Raw genomic sequence first — 20,284 nt, 5'->3', positions numbered from 1 at the left:
AAGCCAAGCGCATGAACGGCCCGGTAGGCGACTGCGTTCCGTCCGCCTTTTCTGCACTTCAGCGTCCGGAATTCACTGCTTGTCGCATTCCGATGGCGCCGGGACTTGTCAATTTCTATAGTCCCCACCATGCGCACGGAGCTTCGCCTCCCACCAGGTGGAGCACGCGCGCTCCCTATTCCCGCGCTCAACAACTCAAACAACGGCCGCCATGAAAATCGAAACCCTGCCGCTCGGCACCGCCACTCCCCTCCCCACCCGGCGCCGCTGGCGCAAACCGGCCATCGCGCTGGCCGTCGTGGCCCTGGCCGGCGGCGGCTGGTACGCCCTGCAGGGAAAGGCGCCGGCGCCAGCCGCGGCGGCGGCGAAAAAGCCTGAAAAACCGGTCGTCTTCGAACTGGCCCGCAACGATGTCGTCACGGTCGAGTCGCGCGAACTGGCGCTGCGCCTGCCGCTGTCGGGCTCGCTTGCACCGCTGTCGCAGGCCACCGTCAAGTCGAAGGTCTCGGGCGTGGTGCTGGAGACGAGCGTGCGCGAAGGCATGAACGTGGCGGCCGGCCAGGTCATCGCGCGCCTGGACGACGCCGACGCGCGCGCCCGCGTGGCCCAGCAGGCGGCGCTGCTGAAGGAAGCCACGGCGCGCCTGTCCCTGGCCACCAAGAACGAAGCGAACAGCCAGGCCCTGCTCAAGCAGAACTACATCTCGCAAAGCTCCTTCGACACGACGCGCAACGGCGTCGAACTGGCGCAGGCGGCGGTCGACGCGGCGCGCGCCCAGCTCGACCTGGCGCGCATCGCCCTGAACGACACGCTCATCCGCGCGCCGCTGTCGGGCGTGGTCAGCAAGCGCTTCGTGCAGGCCGGCGAAAAGCTCTCGCCCGACAGCCCGGTGATGGCCATCGTCGACCTGCAGCACCTGACGCTCGACGCGCAAGTGCCGGCCTCCGACATCCCGCGCGTGAAAGTCGGCCAGGACGTGCGCTTCAAGGTCGACGGCTTCAACGGCCGCGCGTTCTCCGGCAAGGTGGCGCGCATCAATCCGGCCACCGAGGCCGGCTCGCGCTCGATGCTGGTATATATCAGCGTGGCCAACGACGACGGCCTGCTGCGCGCCGGCATGTTCGCCAAGGGCGAAATCACGACCGAGAAATCGGCGGCGCGGCCGATCGTGCCGCTCGCCGCCCTGCGCAAGGACGGCGCGCGCGACGTGGTCTACCGCGTCGACAGCGGTAAAGTAGTCGCCCAGCCGGTGCAGCTGGGCATGCGCAGCGACGACGAAGGCCTGGCCGAAGTGACCGGCGGCGTGGACGCCGGCGCGGTGCTGCTGGCCGTGCCGCTCGACGGCGTCAAGCCCGGCAGCGCGGTGAAGCTGGCTGCGCCCGCGACCGCGGCGCCGGCTGTCGCGACCCTGGCGAAGAAGGACTAAGGCCATGTGGATCACCAAAGTCAGTATTCGCCACCCTGTCTTCGCCACCATGGTCATGGTCGGCCTGATGGTGCTCGGCCTGTTCTCCTACCGTTCGCTGGGCGTGGAAAGCATGCCCAATGTCGATATCCCCTTCGCCTGGGTCGAGACCCAGTATCCGGGCGCCTCGCCGGAACAGGTCGAGAACGATGTCACGCGGCCGATGGAAGAAACCATCAATACCGTCAGCGGCATCAAGAACATCCGCAGTAACTCGTGGGAAGGCCGCAGCGGCGTCTCGATCGAATTCCACATCGCCACCAACATGGACAAGGCGATGCAGGATCTGCGCGACAAGGTGGCGCGCGTGCGTCCCGGCTTCCCGAAGGAGGTCAAGGAACCCTTCGTGATCCGCGCCGACGGCGAGAACCAGCAGCCGATCGTGCGCCTGTCGGTCACCTCCAGCGAGCGCGACATGCGCGCGCTGTCGACGCTGGCCGAGCAGGTCATCGTCAAGCGCCTGCAGAGCGTCGCGGGCGTGGGCGAAGTGCGCACCGGCGGCGTCGCGCGGCGTCAGATCCTGGTGCATGTGAAGCCCGAACAGCTGCGCAGCCAGAACATCGGCATCGACGAAGTGCTGCGCGCGATCCAGGCGACCAACACCAATCTCCCGGCCGGCAACCTGCAGTACGGCGCGGCCGAGCGCCTGGTGCGGGTCGAGGGCAAGATGAAGGATGCGCGCGAGTTCAACAACATCATCGTGGCACGCCGCGCCAGCGGCCCGGTCTACCTGTCGCAGGTGGCCGAAGTGGTCGACGGCGAACGCGAGGAGACCTCGATCTCGCGTGTGAACGGCGTGCGCGCCATCTCGCTCGACGTCACCAAGGTGCAGGACGCGAACACCGTGGAAGTCGGCACCGGCATCATGAAGATGGTCGAACAGCTGCGCAAGACCATGCCGGCCGACGTCCAGTTCCGCGTGATGGACGACCAGTCGACCACCGTCCAGCAGCAGCTCGACAACGTCAAGCGCACCATCATCGAGGGCGCCATTCTCACCATGGTGATCGTGTTCCTGTTCCTGCACTCCTGGCGCAGCACGGTCATCACGGGCCTGACCTTGCCGATCTCGGTGCTCGCCTCCTTCATCGCGATGCGCTACTTCGGCTTCACCCTGAACTTCCTGACGCTGATGGCGCTGTCGCTGTGCATCGGCCTCTTGATCGACGATGCGATCGTGGTACGCGAGAACATCGTGCGCCACCTCGGCATGGGCAAGAGCCACCTGCGCGCGGCCGAGGAAGGCACCAACGAGATCGGCCTGGCCGTGATGGCCACCACCTTCGCCATCGTCGCCGTGTTCGTGCCGATCGCCTTCATGGATGGCATTATCGGCCGCTTCTTCCTGCAGTTCGGGGTGACGGTGGCGGTGGCCGTGCTGGTGTCGCTGTTCGTCTCCTTCACGCTCGACCCGATGCTGTCCTCGGTGTGGCCCGATCCGGTGAAAGACCGCTTCAAGTACGTACCGTGGCTGGGCCGCGCGATGGCCAAGATCGAGATCGGCATCGAGCACGTGCACGTGATCTACGGCCGCGTGCTGGCGCTGGCCCTGCGCTGGCGGAAAGCGACGCTGGCGCTGGCCCTCGGTGTTTTTGTCGGCAGCCTGTTCCTGATCCCGATGATCGGCGGCGAGTTCGCGCCGAAGACCGACAACGGCTTCATCGAGATGCGCTTCAAGACGCCGGTCGGCTCGAGCCTGGCCTACACCGACGGCAAGGTGAAGCAGGTGGAAGAAGCGCTGCGCGACTACAAGGAGATCGACGCGATCAGCAGCGCCATCGGCGTCTACGAAGGCCATAACAGCGCCCAGGTCATCCTGAAGCTGACCGATGTGAAGAAGACCAAACGGCGCTCGCAGGAAGAGATGGAGGCGGTGATCCGCGAACGCCTGTCCTCGATCGCCGGCATCACCATGTCGGTCGGTAACAAGCCGATCTTCATCGCGATTCTCGGCCGCGACGAAGCCAAACTCGACGCCGCCGCGCACAAGCTGATGGACAAGATGCGGGCGATCAAAGGCGTGGCCGACATCGAGTACAGCCAGGAGGGCGCGAACCCGGCCACCGTCATCAAGATCAACAACGAGCTGGCCAGCGACCTGGGCCTGTCGGTGGCGCAGGTCGGTGCGGCGCTGCGTCCCTTCGTGGGCGGCGACCAGATCAGCCAGTGGCTGGCGCCGGACGGCCAGAACTACGAGGTCAACGTCCAGCTGCCGCGCAGCAGCCGCCAGAAGGTCGCGGATCTGGCCGACCTGTCGCTGGCGTCCTCGCGGATGGACGCGGCCGGCAACCCGATCATGGTGCCGCTGCGCCAGGTGGTCGAATTCGTGCCCTCGTTCAGCCCGCAGGTGCTGAAACGCCAGGCGCTGGAACGCCGGGTGGCGATCTACGCCGGCATCGAGGGCCGTCCTTCGGGCGACGTGAACGCCGACATCAAGAAGGCGATGGATTCCATCGAACTGCCGGAAGGCGTGCGCTTCGACGTCGGCGGCGACGCCCAGCAGATGGCCGAAACCATGGCCAACTTCGGTTCGGCCATCGCGATCGCGATCATCTTCATCTACCTGGTGCTGGCTTCGCAGTTCGGCAGCTTCCTGCAGCCGATCGCGATCATGATGTCGCTGCCGATGTCGCTCATCGGCGTGCTGCTGGCGCTGCTGGCGACGGGCAGCACCCTGAACGTGTTCTCGGTGATCGGCGTGGTGATGCTGATGGGCCTGGTCACCAAGAACGCGATCCTGCTGGTCGACTTCGCCAACCACGGCCAGCGCGAGGGTAAAGGCCAGTTCGCGGCGATCCTGGAAGCGGGACAAGTGCGTTTGCGTCCGATCCTGATGACGACCCTGGCGATGATCTTCGGCATGCTGCCGATGGCGATCGGCGCCGGCGACGGCGGAGAAACGCAGGCGCCGATGGGCCGCGCCGTGATCGGCGGCGTGATCACCTCGACCCTGCTGACCCTGGTGGTGGTGCCGGTGGCGTACAGCTATCTCGACAGTATCGGCAAGCGCGCCCGCAAGTGGTTTGCCAAGGGGCACGAGGAGATTGTCGAGGTCATGCCGGTTACGGCAAAGGAAAGCATGTAAGGGATTCGGGATGCCCATGCATCCCGTTGCCATGTAGGGTGGGCATGCCCACGCGTAACCGCGCCGCTGTGTTAGCTTCCATCGAAGCCAACACAGCGGCGCGTTGTCGTAAAAATTGGAATTGTCACGAGCGATATTGCATGCCGCGCGAATGATCAACAGCCGCATCCGCGTGGGCACTCGCGCCCTGCCCTGTCGGGCAGGGCGCTTCGCGGGCGGGCAGCATGCTGCACGAATTCCCCGCCACGCCCCACCCTACGAAATCACATCACGGTGTTTGCGTCTCCTGCGCATCCTCATTTGCCTCGACTTCGGCCTCGTCCGACGCTTCCGTCGTCATTGCCTCCCCTTCCGGGTGATTCTTCGCTTCCGCTTTCCGCTTGGCTTTTTCTTCTGCCTTGCGCTTCTTTTCCAGTTCCCGTTGCCGCTTCTCGTATTGGAAGTTGGTTTTGGCCATGATCACCTCTTATGCGCTGACTTGAAGGGTTGTACTGCGCGACTATTATGCGCCAGTTAAGCTTTTGAGATTTGAATTAACCACGTGGATGGTGTTGCGCATGCAAGCCCTTCAGGCGTTCGCGCGCAACATGGGTATAGATCTGTGTGGTGGAAATGTCCGAGTGTCCCAGCAATAATTGCACTACTCGCAAGTCGGCGCCGTGGTTGAGCAAATGGGTGGCAAACGCATGGCGCAGCGTGTGCGGCGACAAGGGTGCGCGGATGCCTGCCTTGAGCGCATGCTTCTTGATCACGACCCAGAACATCTGGCGCGTCATCGGCCCGCCGCGGCCAGTCACGAACAGGGCGTCGTCGACCTGCCCGTTCAAGATGATGCCGCGCGCATCCGCAAGATAGCGTTCGAGCCATTTCCGCGCCTCTGCCCCGAAGGGGACGAGACGCGTTTTCGCGCCCTTGCCGGTGACCCGCAACACGCCGTCGTTCAGGCTGAGTTCGACCAGTTTCAGGGCCACCAGCTCCGACACGCGCAAGCCGCTGGCATACATGAGCTCCAACATCGTGCGTTCGCGCAGGCCAAGCGGCGTGGCAACGTCGGGCGCGGCGAGCAAGGCCTCGACTTGCGCTTCGGAGAGCGTGTGCACGAAGCGGGTCGGCTGGCGCGCCGTCGCCATTTTCAGGCAGGGATCTTCGACGACCTGGTGCTTGCGCAGCGCCAGCGCATAAAACCGTTTCAGTACCGACAGGCGCCGGTTGGCGGTGCTTGGTTTGGTGTCGGGATGGCGCTCGGCGAAATAAGCGGCCAGGTCTGCCGGGCCGGCGCCGAGCAGGCCGCAGCCCGGCCGCTTCGTGTCGAGCCAGGTCAGGAACATGCGCATGTCGCGCCGGTAAGCGTCGAGCGAGTTCTTCGCCAGGCCCTGCTCGAGCCAGAGCGTGTCGCAGAACTCGTCGATCAGTCCCAGATCGCCTGCTGCTGCCATGGAGATGCGGTGGCGCCTTCGTGACGCAGCAGCCAGCGCTTGACCGACAAGTGGAATCCGTTCTCGTCGTCGTTGTTCGAAAAACCGCCGAGGCCGCCCGCGGCCGTCACCCGGTGGCAGGGAATGACGAGCGGGAACCAATTGGCGCCGCAGGCCTGGCCGACGGCGCGCGGGGCCGAGCCGATGTCCTTGGCGATCTTGCCATAGGTAAGTACCGTGCCGCGCGGGATGGCGCTGATCGCCTCCCAGACGCGTTTCTGGAAAACGCTGCCGGCTTCGAACAGGGGCAAGTCGAAGGCGAAGTCGGGATCGCGCAGGTAGCGTTCGACCTGGCGCGCGGCGGCTTCGGCCACCGGATCCTGGGCGTCCTTCTCGTGGAAACGCGGCTGCAGATAGACGAGCTCGCGCACCCGCTGATCCTCGGTGCGAATGCCGATCGCGCCGAACGGGGCCGCCACGATGGCGGAAAACAGCTCGCTGCCTTGTTGTATGTTCATGCTTTCCAGTTTACTCCTCGGACGGCGCGGCCACCACTCCTTTTTCGCTTGGGAAATTACTCGTGCGTGGCGGCTGACTCAGCGGAAAAAGATTATCCTTCAGCCATACGTGACAGGAAACCCATGCCGCCCGCGAAACGCATACTGGCCCTCTTGTTCCTGCTTGGCGCCCTGGCCCAGGCGGAGGGGGCATTGCAGGCGGCGCAGGCGCAGGCAACGCCGCTGCGGGTCGGCGTCTATCCGAATGCGCCCAAGGTCTTCGTCGATGCCGACGGCAAGGCCTCCGGCATCCTGGTCGACCTGCTGCGCGAGATGGCCAGCGCCGAGCACTGGCCGCTCGAATTCGTCGCTTGCGAATGGCAGGCCTGCCTGCATGCGCTGGAAGCGGGACAGATCGACCTGCTGCCGGACGTGGCCTGGTCCGAAGAGCGCGCCCGCAGCTACGCCTTCCACCAGGTGCCGGCGCTGCACAGCTGGTCGCAGATCTACGCCCAGCGCGGCCACAAGATCCGCACCCTGCTCGACCTGAAGGGGCGCCGCATCGCCGTGCTGGCCGGCTCGATCCAGGCGCAGATCCTGCCGAACGTCCTGGCCGGCTATGGCGCCGTGCTGGTGCCTTCCTCCTCGCTCGAACGTGCGTTCACCCTGGTCGCCGACGGCCAGGCCGATGCGGTTGCGGCCAGCCATTATTTCGGCGACGCCGTGGCCGGCCTGCACAACCTGGAAGCCACGCCCGTGGTGTTCAATCCGGCGCGCCTGCATTACGCTGCCATGCCCGGGCGCCAGCAGGCGGTGCTCGATGCCATCGACCGCCGCCTGACGGCCTGGCGCGCCGATCCGAACTCGGTGTATTTCAGCACCCTGCGCCGCTGGCAGACCGGCGGCCCGGCGCCGGCCGTGCCGACCTCGCTGCTGTGGGCACTGGCCGCCACCGTCGGCCTGCTGCTGTCGGCGCTGGCCGTTGCCAGCTGGCTGCGCACCGAGGTGGCCGTGCGCACGCGCGAACTGCGCGACAACGAGCGCAAGCTCGCGACCATCCTCGACAGCGTCGACAGCCTCATCTACATCAAGGATGCGCAGTCGCGCTACCAGTACGTGAACGGCGCCATGTGCCGCCTGCTGAACCGGCCGGCGTCGGCGATCGTCGGCCAGACCGACGAGCTGTTGTTCGGGCTGGAAAAAGCGAAGATGACGCGCGCCGGCGACCTCGCCGTGATCGAGGAACACCAGCGCTTCGTCACCGAAGAGCACCTGCTCGGCAAGGTCTATCTCACGACGAAGATTCCGCTCGTGCGCGGCGAGGAAGTGCACGAACTGTGCGGCATCACGACCGACATCACGCCCCATAAACAGGCCGAGGAATCGCTGCGCATCGCCGCCACCGTGTTCCAGTCGGGCGAAGGCATGTGCGTGCTCAGCCCCGATGCCGTGATGATCGAAGCGAACCAGGCTTGGGGTGTACTATGCGGCCAACCCGCCGACACACTTCCGGGAACGCCCTTCCCCCGCTTTTCGATCGAGCAGGATGGCGAGGACGGCCGCGAACGCATGTGGAACAGCGTGCGCGAAGCGCAGTCCTGGCAGGGCGAAGTCTGGATGAGCCGCCACGACGGCACGCGCTATCCAGCCTGGCTGACGGTCAGCGCCGTGCGCGACGCCGACGGCCTGCTGACCAATTTCGTCTGCACTCAGTCCGACATCAGCGCGCGCAAGCAGGCCGACGAGCGGATCGTCCAGCTGGCCTACTACGATTCGCTCACCGGCCTGCCGAACCGGCGCCTGTTGTACGACAGGATCGGGCACTGCCTCGGCCTGCATGGCCGTACGGGCCGCACTGGCGCCCTGCTGTTCCTCGACATGGACAATTTCAAGGATCTCAATGACAGCCGCGGCCACGCCGTCGGCGACGAGCTGCTGCAGGAAGTCGCGGCGCGCCTGCTGGCCTGCACGCGCGACACCGATACCGTGGCACGCCTGGGCGGCGACGAATTCGTGATCCTGCTCGAATCGAGCGGCGTCGACGGGCAGGAGGCGCAGCAGCACGCCGAAACCGTTGGCGAGAAGATCCTCGCCGCCCTGCGCGAGCCGTTCGAGGTCGGCGGCGCCGTGCACCACGCCAGCTGCAGCATCGGCGTCACGCTGTGCATCGGCCAGAAGGACGAACTCGACGACCTGATGCGGCGCGGCGACCTCGCCATGTACGAGGCCAAGCGCCAGGGCCGCAACACGCTGCGCTTCTTCCATCCGTCGATGGAAAGCGAGGTCACCTACCGCACCGAGATCGAAACGGAGCTGCGCGCCGCGCTGCTGCATTCGCAGTTCGTGCTGCACTACCAGGGGCAAGTCGACGGCGACGGCATCCTGACCGGCGCCGAAGCGCTGGTACGCTGGCAGCATCCGACACGCGGACTGGTGGGCCCGGCCGGCTTCATCGGCATCGCCGAAGCCTCGGGGCTGATCGTGCCGCTCGGACGCTGGGTGCTGCGCACGGCCTGCGACCAACTGGCGCTGTGGGCGCAGTCGCCGGCCACGGCCCACTTCACGCTCGCCGTGAACGTCAGCGTGCGCCAGTTCCTGCAAGCCGATTTCGTCGAGGAGACGCTCGCCATCGTCCAGGCCAGCGGCGCCAATCCGGCGCGTTTGAAACTGGAATTGACGGAGACCCTGATGATCGAGGGCGTCGAGGAAACCATCGGCAAAATGCGCGCCCTGCGCGAACACGGCATCTGCTTCTCGCTCGACGATTTCGGCACCGGCTACTCGTCGCTGAGCTACCTGAAGCGCCTGCCGCTGGATCAGCTGAAGATCGACCAGAGCTTCGTGCGCGACGTACTGATCGACCCGAACGACGCCTCGATCGCGCGCAGCGTGGTGGCACTCGGCAAATCGCTGGGCCTAAAAATCATCGCAGAAGGAGTCGAGACCGAGGCCCAGCGCACCTTCCTGGCGGGAATCGGCTGCGATCACTGGCAGGGGTTTTTATTCAGCCGGCCAGTGGATGCGCGCACGCTGGAGGAGCTCGCGGCGTAGCGGCTTTTGTAGGGGTGGGCCAGGCCAATGGCCTCGCCCACGGCTTCACTGGGCACGCCCACGCGTACGTGCCGATGCGTACCGCAATATTTCAATCTAATGCTGCTGTGCACGCGTTTTCTTTTACGTCACGTCGCGTTTGCTCATGCGGTGCGAACGCGTGGGCATGCCCACCCTACGGTGCACATCCGTTCCGTGAAATTGATACGTCGACGGGTCGTATGTAAATCCAGCCGAAAAAAAAGCGCACCCAAAGGTGCGCTTCAATCATCAGGCACGTCCCGGCCGTTTGGCAGTACCAACGGCTTCTGTCGAACGTGTGTCTCCTCTCATGATCTCCGGTATGGACTACCGACTTTTTCTGCCCTCCCCAAGACGTGTGTCCGGGTTGCCTGCACCGCTTTGGTGCCACAGCGCCCAATCATAACGCAACTGTCCGACAGAGAATAGTTTTTTATATACGGTTTTTGAAAACCGAACATGGACGAGGTTTGTCTGCCACAAGGTCCAACCAGCGGCCGGCTTTACTGACCGCGGCGTCATTATTCTCTAGCCGTTTCCCGGGCAATCGCTTCGATCAGATCCTTGCCGATGCGGCGCTCCATCTGACGGTGCACCGGCAGCAGGGCCGCGCGCCACTGCGCCTGCTGCTGCGGCGTCAGGTAATGGATCGTAGTCTTGCCGGCCTTGCGGATGGCCTCCAGGGCGCGGTCGTTGTCGCGCTGGGCGATCGTTTTCTCGAACACCGTCGCCTCATGCATGGCCCGTTCGAGCGCGGCGCGCACGTCGCCCGGCAGTCCGTCCCAGAACTTGCGGTTGACGATCACCGCATAGCCCAGGTAGCCGTGGTTCGATACCGTGACGTGCCGCTGCACCTCGTGCATGCGCTGGGTGTACATGTTCGAGGGCGGGTTCTCGGTGCCGTCGACCACGCCCGTTTCCAGCGCCTGGTAGGCTTCCGAGAAGGCCATCACCTGGGGCCGGGCGCCAAGCGCGCGCATCTGGGCGTCGAGTACGGTCGAGGACTGGATGCGCATGCGCAGGCCGCGGAAGTCCGCCGGCACGTGCAGCGGCCGGTTCGCCGACATCAACTTGAAGCCGTTGTCCCAGTAGGCCAGGCCGGTGATGCCCTTGGACTGGAGTTTCTTGAGCAGATCGCGTCCGATCGGGCCTTCGGTCACCGCATACAGCGCCGCCTTCGACGGGAAAATATACGGCAGATCGAAAGCCTCGAATTCCTTCACGCCGAGCGGCCCGAACTTGGCGAGCGAAGGGGCCAGCATCTGCACCGCGCCCAGTTGCAGGGCCTCGAGCTCTTCCTTGTCTTTGTAGAGCTGGCTGTTCGGATACACTTCCACCTTGACGCGGCCGCGCGTGAACTGCTGCGCGAGCAGTTTGAAACGTTCGGCGGCCTGCCCTTTCGGTGTGTCGGGTGCGACCACGTGGCTGAACTTGATGACGATCGGGGCCTGCGCCCGGGCGCCGCCCAGGGAGGCGGCGAGCAGCAGCGCCGCCGCCAGGAACTTGATGTGCATGCGTCGATTAAAAGATTAGCAATAGAAGAGCAGCAGCGCAGACCGCAGTTGCGTTGCCGCTACAGAAGTCCACAATAGCATCGGACAAGAAAAGCTTCCACTTTCCCATGAAAAACCCGTTCTCGCTGCGCCGGCGCGCCAACCTGGCCCGCCCCTGGCGCTGGCTGGTGCCGCTGCTGCTGGTGTTGCTCTTCCTCGCCGTCCTGTTCTGGCTGCCCTGGCAGGCGCGCCAGATGGAGAGCAATGAACGTCAGGAGCAATTGATTGCGGACACGCTGTGGGTCGAGCAGACCCTGCGCTTCGAGCTGACGCGCAGCGAAGAGGCCCTGGCCACGCTCGGCGCCGACCTGGTCGGCAAGCCGCCGGCCGCCGACGTCCTGCAGGCGCGCATGGCGCAGCTGTTCAAGAACGGCCCCGAGCTGCATCGCCTGCTGTGGCTGGGCCGGAACGGCGAGCTGCTGGCGCGCCATGGCGCCGACCTGCCCCAGGGCGCGCCGCCGCCGGCCCTGGCCGACACCGAGGAGATGGCGCGCCTGACCCGCGCCGGCCGCTACACCGAGTCCTACGGCGCCGGCGCGCACCAGACGGGCATGCTCGACTATTACCTGCCCCTGTACCGGGACGGCGTGTATGCCGGCAGCCTGATGGCGACCTACAGCCTGAAGGTGCTGCTCGACGAGACCGTGCCCTGGTGGTTCGCTCAGGACAACGCCCTCGCCCTGCTCGACCGTAACGACGTGGCGGTCGCCACGCGCGCCGACGGCGGGCCGGGCCGCGGCGTCTACACGCACCGGCGCGCGCTCGACCTGCCGGGCGCCTCGATCGTGCTGGCCACCGACAGCGTCAAGGGCGCGCCGCGCCTGCTGCCGAATCTGCTGGTCGGTTCGGTGATCGTGCTGGCCCTCGGCCTGCTGCTCAGCTTGAGCACGCTGTGGCGCCACATCTCGCGCACCCTGGCGGCCGAGTCCGCGCTGCGCCAGCAGATGGCCTTCCGCACGGCGATGGAAAATTCGCTGATGACGGGCCTGCGCGCGCGCGACCTGGAGGGCCGCGTCACCTATGTCAACAAGGCCTTTTGCGAGATCGTCGGCCTGCCGCCGGAAGAGCTGCTCGGCAGGAAGCCGCCCATGCCCTACTGGGCGCCGGAAGTGCGCGGCGACTACGAAGAACGCTTCGCCGGCGTCCTGGCCGGCACCATCACACCCCAGTTCGAAACCGTGTTCCAGCGCTCGGACGGCGTGCGCGTGCCGGTGCTGGTGTTCGAAGCGCCACTTAGGGACAGCCGCGGTGAGCAGACCGGCTGGATGAGTTCGATCCTCGACATCACCGACCGCAAGAAGGCCGAGGAACTCAACCGCCAGCAGCAGGAAAAGCTGGAAACAAGCGCGCGCCTGGCGACCATGGGCGAGATCTCGTCGATGCTGGCGCATGAACTGAACCAGCCGCTGGCGGCGATTTCCAGTTACACGGCCGGCGCCCTGAACGTGCTGGAACGGGCCGACAAGGGCGTGCCGATCGAGCCGACCATGCTCCGGCGCGCGCTGGAACAGGCGCGCCAGCAGGCCCAGCGCGCCGGCCAGATCATCAAGAGCGTGCACGAGTTCGTCAAGAAGAGCGAGCCGCAGCGCGAGACGGTGGCGATCCACGACGTGGTCGAGGGCGTGCGCGCCCTGATCGACCTGCAGGCGCGCAAATCCTATGTCGCCTTGCAGATCGACTTGCCGGCCGTCCTGCCGCCGGTGCTGGCCGACCGCGTGATGCTCGAACAGGTGCTGCTGAACCTGACCCGCAACGGCATCGAGGCGATGGCGGCCGTGCCGCCCGAGCGCCGCGTGCTGCGCATTACGGCGGGCGCCGACGCGGCCCAGGTGGCCGTTTCGGTGATCGACCGCGGCCACGGCATCGCGTCCGACGTGGCCGAGCGCCTGTTCTCGCCCTTCTTCTCGACCAAGGCCGAAGGCATGGGCATGGGCCTGTCGATCTGCCGCACGGCGATCGAATTCCATGGCGGCACCTTGAACCATGCACCGAACCCGGGCGGCGGCACCGTCTTCACCTTCAGCCTGCCGCGCCCGGCCAGCACCGCCGCCGCGGCCGCCGAGCTAAAATAGCGCACAAGAAGACCAGGAGACCCCATGCTGCATATCGTCGACGACGAAGACGTGATCCGCGACGCCCTCGCCTGGCTGGCGCAATCGCGCGGCCTCGCCGTACGCGGCTATGCGGGCGGCCAGGCCTTTCTCGACGGCGTCGGCGAGCCCGATGCCGGCGGCGACTGCGTGCTGCTGGACGTGCGCATGCCCGACATGAACGGCATCGCCGTCTTCGAACAGCTCATCAAGCGCGGCTGGCTGGCGCGCATGCCCGTCATCTTCCTCACCGGCCATGGCGACGTGCCGATGGCGGTCGATTCCCTGAAACGCGGCGCTTTCGATTTCTTCGAAAAGCCCTTCAACGACAACGACCTGATGGACCGCGTCGACGAGGCCCTGGCCGCCTCGCGCAACGCCGCCAGCGCGGCGCAAGTGCAGGCGCGCCTGGCCACCCTGTCGGCGCGCGAACGCGAAGTGCTCGACCTGATTTTGGCGGGCAAGATGAACAAGGTCGTGGCCGACGAGCTGGGTATCAGCATGCGCACGGTGGAGGTGCACCGTGCCCACATCTTCGACAAGATGCAGGTCAAGACGGCGGTGGAGCTGGCGGGCTTGCTGAAGTAATTTTCATTAGCAATGGCCCCGCCCTTTGCGCGCTGAAGCACGACAACTCAGCCACCACTCTCGGTCACAAAGCGGCGCGCACAGAACGTGTCGGCGCCCGCCCTTTTCGACGATCGCTTGTAAAATCAAATTGAACGCGTCGCCGCCTGCGGCTCCCGCGACGTCAACTTTTTGAGGGAAAGCAGATGAACGACAAGACAGTTGCAGACAGGATGTTTTTGCGAAACGCGAAAGCGATGCAGATCATCAATGGCGGGGTGCACCCGACGGTCGTGTCGCAATTTCCGCAAGAACTGATCAAGGAAGGCGACGGCCCCTTCGACGTGATCATGATGTTCTGCATGAACCGCAAGGATCTCGAGCAATACCTGCCGCAGGCCAAGGAACGCCTGGGCGACAAGGGTTCGCTCTGGATCGCCTACTTGAAGCAGACGGCCTCGAAGGCCACTGATATCAATCGCGACTCGATCAACGCTTATCTGAAGGAAAACGGTATCACAGCCGTGGCGATGATCTCGATCGATGGCGACTGGTCAGCCATGCGCGCAAAACGTATCGAACTATGATTGATGCTGGTGCAGCGCCCATTCGACATGTTCGCGCACCAGCGCGGACGGGTGGCCGGCGCGCGCTTGTAGCGCCGCCACGATCAGCGGATCGCCGCGACGCTTGTTCGCGGCGTTACCCAGTCCGACCGCCAGGTTGCGCAGCCAACGCTCGTGGCCGATGCGCCGGATCGGACTGCCTTCCATGCGGCGGTTGAACTCCTCCTCGTTCCAGGCGAACAGTTCCAGCATGCTCGACTCGCCCAGGCCGTTGCGCTCGTCGAAATCCGGCACGCTCGCGCGCTGGGCGAACTTGTTCCACGGACAAGCGAGCTGGCAATCGTCGCAGCCGTAAATGCGGTTGCCGATCAGCGGCCGCAGCTCGACCGGAATGCTGCCCTTCAGTTCGATCGTCAGGTAGGAGATGCAGCGGCGCGCGTCGAGCCGGCCGGGGCCGAGGATGGCCGCGGTCGGACAGAGGTCGATGCAGTTGCTGCAAGCGCCGCAGTGATTCGAGGTCGGCGCATCGACCGGCAGCGGCAGGTCGACCAGGATCTCGCCGATGAAGAAGGTCGAGCCGGCGTCGCGCGAGAGCAGCAGCGTGTGCTTGCCGCGCCAGCCCAGGCCCGCCTTTTCCGCCAGCGGCAATTCCATCACCGGCGCCGAATCGGTAAACACCCGGTAGCCGTACTCGCCGATCTCGGCCTTGATCCGCTCGGCCAGCTGGGCCAAGCGGTTGCGCAGCACCTTGTGGTAATCGCGGCCGCGCGCATACATCGACACCACCGCGGCGCCGGGTTCCAGCTGGCGGGCCAGCTCGCGTTCGCGCCAGCCCTCGGTCAAGGGCAGGTAATCCATGCGCGCCACGATCGCGCGCACGGTGCCGGGCACCAGTTCGGCCGGCCGGGCGCGCTTCATGCCGTGGCTTGCCATATAATCCATCTCGCCATGGTGGCCGGCCGCCAGCCAGGCACTCAACCCTTCTTCGGCGTGCGCGAGGTCGACGTCGGCGATGCGCACCTCGGCAAAGCCGAGTTCGCGGCCCCAGGCCTTGATGGCGCGGGTCAATTCCTGCAGGTCGGGGGATTCGATGGACATTGAGGCAAGCAGTAACAGCGATGACAATCGCGGCGCGAACCTGCGCCGCCAAACCTACCATTTTAATTGATGCAGAACTTCGCAGCCTACCTGCCGGACGAATCGGCCACGCTCGCTCTCGGCGCCGCGCTGGCGCAGGCGCTCGTGCCCGGCCTCGTCATCTACCTGCACGGCGATCTCGGCGCCGGCAAGACCGCGCTCACGCGCGCCCTGATCCAGGCGGCAGGCCACACGGGCACGGTGAAAAGCCCGACCTATACCCTGTCCGAACCCTACCGCGTGCAGGTCGATGGCGCACCTGTGAACGTCATCCACTACGACTTGTACCGCATGTCGAGCCCGGAAGAATTCCTCGACGCCGGCTTTCGCGAAGACTTCGACGGCAAGAACATCTGCATCGTCGAATGGCCGGAAAAGGGCGAGCCGGTGTTGCCGCCACCCGACGTCCGAGTATTGCTTAGCGTCAGCGGCGCCGGCCGTGCTGTAGAATTGCAGGCGTTGTCCCCACAGGGCCTGCTATGCCTCGACCGCCTCTCCTTCGCCCCCTGACTTCCCCCGTGCGCCGCCGTACCATCCTGAAAGCGGGCGGTACGCTGCTGCTGTCCGTGATCGCCCCGCTGCCCGCGCGCGCCGCGCAGATCCTCGCCGTGCGCGTCTGGCCGGCCGACGACTACACCCGTGTCACGCTGGAAAACGACACCAACCTGAAGGCCGAGCACTTCCTGGTGCCCGATCCGCCGCGCCTGGTGGTCGACATCGATGGCCTGGCCCTGAACGACACCCTGAAAAGCCTGGTGGCGAAGATCGAGTCGAACGACCCGTACATCAAGCAGGTGCGCGTCGGTCAGAACCGCCCGAATGTGGTGCGCCTGGTGTTCGACCTGAAAGAGGAAGTCAAGCCGCAGGTGTTCACGCTCGCGCCCGTGGCCGAATACAAGCACCGCCTGATCTTCGACCTGTACCCGATCAAGGAAGCCGATCCGATCGCCGCCCTGATCGAAAAGGGAGAATGGTCGCCTGGTGACGGCACGCCGACCGCGGTGCCGGCCGTGCCGAGTCCATCGACGCAGCCGGTCGCCCCCGATCCGGTCGCGCGCCTGGAAGCGGAGATCGCCGCCATGAGCGGCACGCCACCGGTGCAGCCGCCGCCCGCGCCCGGGAAACCCGTCATCAAGCCGCAGCCGCCGGCCAACAACGTGGTGCGCATGGTGACGATCGCCCTCGACCCCGGCCACGGCGGCGAAGACCCCGGCGCGATCGGCCCGAGCGGCACGCGCGAAAAGGACATCGTGCTGGCGGTGGCAAAAAAGCTGAAAGCGCGCCTGGAGGCGCTGCCGAACACGCGCGTCATGCTCACGCGCGACGGCGACTATTTCGTCCCGCTCGGCACCCGCGTGGAAAAGGCGCGCAAGGTGCAGGCCGACCTGTTCGTCTCGATCCACGCCGACGCCTTCATCGAGGCGCGCGCCCGCGGCTCCTCGGTCTTCGTGCTCTCCGAAAAAGGCGCCAGCTCGACGGCGGCGCGCTGGCTCGCGACCGACCAGAACAAGGCCGACATGATCGGCGGCGTGAACCTTGCGCGCCACGACAAGCAGCTCGCCAGCGTGCTGTTCGACCTCTCGACGACCGCCCAGATCAACGACAGCCTGAAACTCGGCAAGGCTGTCCTGGGCGAAATCGGCGGCATCAACCGCCTGCACAAGGCGGCCGTCGAGCAGGCCGGCTTCGCCGTGCTGAAAGCCCCGGACATCCCTTCGATCCTGGTCGAGACGGCCTTCATTTCAAATCCGGAAGAGGAAGCGAAACTGAAGGACGACGGCTACCAGGAACAGCTGGCGAACGCGATCACCAAGGGCATCAAGCGCTATTTCTCGGCCAATCCGCCGATGGCCAAGAGCCGCACGACCTGAGCGCTCGAGGGCGCGGCATGCCGGCGCAGGCATGGCATACTACGCGCCCCGATTCCTTAGGTGTTCGACATGAACCATCTTGACGCCGTGCGTTCCACCACCTTCGGCCAGCTGCCGGCCCTCCTGCTCACCGCGCCCGACGGCGCCCAGGCCAGCATCACGCTGTACGGCGCCCACCTGATTTCCTGGCGCGGCGCTGACGGCCGCGAGCGGCTGTTTTGCAGCGCCAAATCGGCGCTCGACGGCAGCAAGGCGATCCGCGGCGGCGTGCCCGTCATCTTCCCCCAGTTCGCCGAACGCGGCGCCGGCATGCGCCACGGCTTTGCACGCGTGAGCACCTGGCGCGCGATCGGCCAGGGCGTCGACGACGGCTGGGCCTTCGCCACGCTGGCGCTGGCGCCGGCCGACCTGGCGCCGGCCCACGCGCAGGCCTGGCCGCACGGATTCGAGCTAGCCCTGCGCATTGCGATCCGCGCCAACGAGCTGACCATGCGTTTTGAAGTCCGCAATACCGGTGCTGAAGCCTTCCCCTTCGCGGCGGCCTTGCACACGTATTTCCTGGTCGACGACATTGCCTCGGTGCGCATCGATGGCGTGGAGACGGAAGAACTGGCAATCACGGGTAAATTCGACCGCGTGTACGAAGGTGTCGCGCCGCGCCTGGCCATGGTCGACGGCGGCGTCGTGCTGACCCTGCGCCAGGAAGGTTTTGCGGATGCGGTCGTGTGGAATCCAGGCGCCGAGGATGCGGCGGCGCTGGCGGACATGGCGGACGAGGAATACCGGCGTTTTGTCTGCATCGAGCCGGCCTTGCTTGATGCACCGGCCCTGGAACCGGGCCAGCGCTGGGCCGGTAAATACCACGTCAGCTGATTTTGTAGGGGTTGTCGAGGCCAATGGCCTCGACCACGGGTTTACCGGGCGCCCCGTGCCCACGCGGAATGATGCGTCAACACGGCATATGTTTTAGCGTGGGCACAGGGCGCCCACCCTACCGTATTTAGTTCGATTCCTTCACCATCCGCCCGCCGCTGTCCTGCAGCGGCCGCGCATTCAGCGGATACAGGCGCGAGAACAGCGCCATCTGCGCCGGCGAAGCCGTCATCGGCTGCTTCAGCACGATCCACAGCACGTTCTCGGTGCAGGGCGGCTCTGTCAGCGAACCCATGTAGGTGTAGTACTCGCGCCGGTTCGGCAGCAGTTCGAGCGGGTCGAGGTCGGCATCGGGCGTGCCCAACTGGCCCTTCTCGAGCGGGATGTTGTTCCAGACAAGCTGGATCGCCTCGTTCGCCTTGCCGCGCTCGAGCAGCACGGCCACCACCGCCAGCTTGCCGCGCGGGCCGCGGTGCACCAGGTGGATCACCATCTCGGTGCCCTTGCCGTTGACCTTTTCTTCCGACGGCCGGTGGAAGTGGAACTGCTGCAGTTCGTAGCGCTCGCCGCCGACGTGCATGACGTTGCCGGCGCCGACATTCACCTGCACCGTGTGGCCGTTGTCGATCTCGCTGAAGCTCGCCGGGCGGTAGTCGAAATCGATCTCGTCGAGGTTGACCTTCATGCCGTCGCGGATGTCGATCGGCGACTGGCGCTTGCCGCTGCCGCACTGGGCCCAGGCCGGATTGATCTTGCCCCAGTTGTCCGGGCCGAATTCGCCGTCGTAATCCCAATGGTTGCTGATCTTCGGCGCGGCGGCAATCGCCGCTTCCTTCTTGCGCCTGGCCTCGGCGGCCTTGCGCGCCTTGGCGGCGGCGGCGGCGCGCGCGGCCTGCTTGGCGCGCATTTCGGCCAGGCGCTCGGCGATCTTGACCGACAGGTCGACCTGGGCCTCGTCTTCGCTGGCGGAGACGGCGGCGGCCACACGGTCGGCGGTGGCGGCGCTGGGGACGGCCTTGGGCGGCTTTTCGGCGAGCGACTTGTCGATCGACGGCTTCTCGATCAGCGGCGCGTGTGCGGCCGCGCCCTTCTCGGCCTTCTCGGCCTTGTCGGCCTTGTCGGCGGCAGGCTTCTCGATCGCCTTGGCCGGCTTCGACAGCTCGGCCGCCAGCTTGGCCGCGGCCTCGGCGGTCTTCTTGGCATCCGACGCCGCCTTGGCGGCAGGCGGTTCGGAGGCGTTTGCGCTGAGCATGACAAAACTGCAGGCAAACAGGGCGATCAGGTTACGCATGGGGGTGGGGGAAAGTGAACTCACCTCCTCTTAACGACGCTGCCCTACGGAAACTTGAGCGAAAAATGCGCGCCACAACGTTAACGCGCCGAATAAATCCGGCACGCTGGTCATTCATGCAAGAAGCTTGTCGCGCGCTTATCTAGCGGCTGAGTACTTTGCGCCCGAACTTGTAGAGGCCGCCGATGGCGAGCGGCCCCAGCGCCAGGCTGACGCCGACGATGACGATTTCCGTCAGGTGGCTGCGCACCACCGGGATGTTGCCGAAGAAGTAGCCGGCGGTCACCAGGCTGGCGACCCAGAGCACGGCGCCGGTCACGTTGTACAGTTGGAAGCGCCAGTGGGTCATGTCCGATACCCCGGCCACGAACGGCGCGAAGGTACGCACGATGGGGACGAAGCGCGACACGATGATGGTCTTGCCGCCGTGTTTTTCGAAGAAATCGTGGGTACGGTGCAGCGCGTCCTTGTTGAGCCAGCGATAGTTCTGGGTGAACATGCGCTGGCCGACGGCCTCGCCGATATGGTAATTCAGGGTATTGCCGGTAATCGCGGCAACGATGAGCAGCGCCATCAGAAGCGGATAACTCATCTGCCCGGTGGCGCAGAAGGCGCCGGCAATGAAGAGCAGGGTGTCGCCCGGGAAGAAAAACATCACGACCAGACCGGTCTCCAGGAACACGATCGCGAACAGGACAATATAAACATAGATGCCGTACTCGGCCAGCAGCACGCCCAGCGTCTTATCGACATGAAGAATCATGTCGAAAAATTGCATCAGATCCATATTTTTCCTAATCGG

16 protein-coding genes are annotated in these 20,284 nt (G+C 65.5%); 9 read left to right on the top strand and 7 right to left on the bottom strand.

Annotation, left to right across the window (positions count from 1 at the left end):
- Positions 1–211: 211 nt before the first annotated feature.
- Positions 212–1,426, top strand: a complete 1,215-nt coding sequence (locus ASF77_RS20835; RefSeq protein WP_056343928.1) for an efflux RND transporter periplasmic adaptor subunit — start codon at positions 212–214, stop codon at positions 1,424–1,426.
- A gap of 4 nt (positions 1,427–1,430) precedes the next feature.
- Positions 1,431–4,550 carry an efflux RND transporter permease subunit gene (locus ASF77_RS20830; RefSeq protein ID WP_056343925.1) on the top strand — a complete coding sequence of 1,040 codons (3,120 nt, stop codon included), beginning with the start codon at positions 1,431–1,433 and terminating at the stop codon, positions 4,548–4,550.
- Between the two features lie 268 nt (positions 4,551–4,818).
- Here ASF77_RS20830 and ASF77_RS20825 read toward each other — a convergent pair whose 3' ends face one another.
- The 3 genes from ASF77_RS20825 to ASF77_RS20815 all read right to left on the bottom strand — a co-directional run bounded on the left by ASF77_RS20825 (position 4,819) and on the right by ASF77_RS20815 (position 6,483).
- Entirely contained in the window at positions 4,819–5,007 is a 189-nt protein-coding gene (locus tag ASF77_RS20825) for a hypothetical protein (RefSeq protein WP_056344244.1), read from the bottom strand.
- Positions 5,008–5,083: 76 nt separating this feature from the next.
- Entirely contained in the window at positions 5,084–5,986 is a 903-nt protein-coding gene (xerD, locus tag ASF77_RS20820; RefSeq protein WP_056343922.1) for a site-specific tyrosine recombinase XerD, read from the bottom strand.
- Entirely contained in the window at positions 5,959–6,483 is a 525-nt protein-coding gene (locus tag ASF77_RS20815) for a methylated-DNA--[protein]-cysteine S-methyltransferase (RefSeq protein WP_056343919.1), read from the bottom strand. Before ASF77_RS20815 ends, xerD begins: the two co-directional genes overlap by 28 nt.
- Before the next feature lie 123 nt (positions 6,484–6,606).
- Here ASF77_RS20815 and ASF77_RS20810 point away from each other — a divergent pair, with 123 nt between their 5' ends.
- On the top strand, positions 6,607–9,513 hold the full coding sequence (locus ASF77_RS20810; RefSeq protein WP_082493935.1) for an EAL domain-containing protein: 2,907 nt from the start codon (positions 6,607–6,609) through the stop codon (positions 9,511–9,513).
- 542 nt (positions 9,514–10,055) lie between these two features.
- Here ASF77_RS20810 and ASF77_RS20805 read toward each other — a convergent pair.
- Positions 10,056–11,048, bottom strand: a complete 993-nt coding sequence (locus ASF77_RS20805; protein ID WP_056343917.1) for a TRAP transporter substrate-binding protein — start codon at positions 11,046–11,048, stop codon at positions 10,056–10,058.
- Positions 11,049–11,155: 107 nt separating this feature from the next.
- Here ASF77_RS20805 and ASF77_RS20800 point away from each other — a divergent pair, with 107 nt between their 5' ends.
- From ASF77_RS20800 to ASF77_RS20790, 3 genes are all read left to right on the top strand, one after another.
- Positions 11,156–13,159, top strand: coding sequence for a sensor histidine kinase (locus ASF77_RS20800; RefSeq protein ID WP_056343914.1), 2,004 nt, complete (start codon positions 11,156–11,158; stop codon positions 13,157–13,159).
- 24 nt (positions 13,160–13,183) lie between these two features.
- Complete coding sequence (locus ASF77_RS20795) at positions 13,184–13,765, top strand: response regulator transcription factor (RefSeq protein WP_056343911.1); 582 nt, start codon at positions 13,184–13,186, stop codon at positions 13,763–13,765.
- A 212-nt stretch (positions 13,766–13,977) separates the two neighbouring features.
- The gene (locus tag ASF77_RS20790; RefSeq protein ID WP_082493934.1) at positions 13,978–14,331 is read left to right on the top strand and encodes a DUF3052 family protein; all 354 of its coding nucleotides are present in this window, start codon (positions 13,978–13,980) and stop codon (positions 14,329–14,331) included.
- Here the strand turns inward: ASF77_RS20790 and queG are convergent.
- Positions 14,326–15,408 carry a tRNA epoxyqueuosine(34) reductase QueG gene (gene queG, locus ASF77_RS20785; RefSeq protein WP_056343905.1) on the bottom strand — a complete coding sequence of 361 codons (1,083 nt, stop codon included), beginning with the start codon at positions 15,406–15,408 and terminating at the stop codon, positions 14,326–14,328. The two genes, ASF77_RS20790 and queG, sit on opposite strands and share 6 nt — an antisense overlap.
- 69 nt (positions 15,409–15,477) lie before the next feature.
- On the opposite strand from queG, the gene tsaE reads away from it, so the two are divergent.
- The 3 genes from tsaE to ASF77_RS20770 all read left to right on the top strand — a co-directional run bounded on the left by tsaE (position 15,478) and on the right by ASF77_RS20770 (position 18,191).
- A complete protein-coding gene (tsaE, locus tag ASF77_RS20780) occupies positions 15,478–15,957 on the top strand; it encodes a tRNA (adenosine(37)-N6)-threonylcarbamoyltransferase complex ATPase subunit type 1 TsaE (protein WP_056343902.1) in 480 nt (159 codons plus the stop codon).
- Entirely contained in the window at positions 15,927–17,318 is a 1,392-nt protein-coding gene (locus ASF77_RS20775) for an N-acetylmuramoyl-L-alanine amidase (RefSeq protein WP_056343899.1), read from the top strand. Before tsaE ends, ASF77_RS20775 begins: the two co-directional genes overlap by 31 nt.
- Positions 17,319–17,387: 69 nt before the next feature.
- Positions 17,388–18,191 (top strand): D-hexose-6-phosphate mutarotase, encoded by an 804-nt coding sequence (locus ASF77_RS20770; RefSeq protein ID WP_056344237.1) that lies wholly within the window; start codon positions 17,388–17,390, stop codon positions 18,189–18,191.
- Positions 18,192–18,318: 127 nt separating this feature from the next.
- On the opposite strand, the gene ASF77_RS20765 is transcribed toward ASF77_RS20770, so the two are convergent.
- A complete protein-coding gene (locus ASF77_RS20765; protein WP_082493963.1) occupies positions 18,319–19,443 on the bottom strand; it encodes a carbonic anhydrase in 1,125 nt (374 codons plus the stop codon).
- A gap of 181 nt (positions 19,444–19,624) precedes the next feature.
- Positions 19,625–20,269: a VTT domain-containing protein gene (locus ASF77_RS20760; protein WP_056343893.1), complete on the bottom strand. Its 645-nt coding sequence runs from the start codon at positions 20,267–20,269 to the stop codon at positions 19,625–19,627.
- Positions 20,270–20,284 lie beyond the last annotated feature (15 nt).

Source organism: Massilia sp. Leaf139, from assembly GCF_001424165.1.
Taxonomy (GTDB): Bacteria; Pseudomonadota; Gammaproteobacteria; order Burkholderiales; family Burkholderiaceae_D; genus Telluria.
This window is presented reverse-complemented; position numbering and strand designations above follow the sequence as displayed.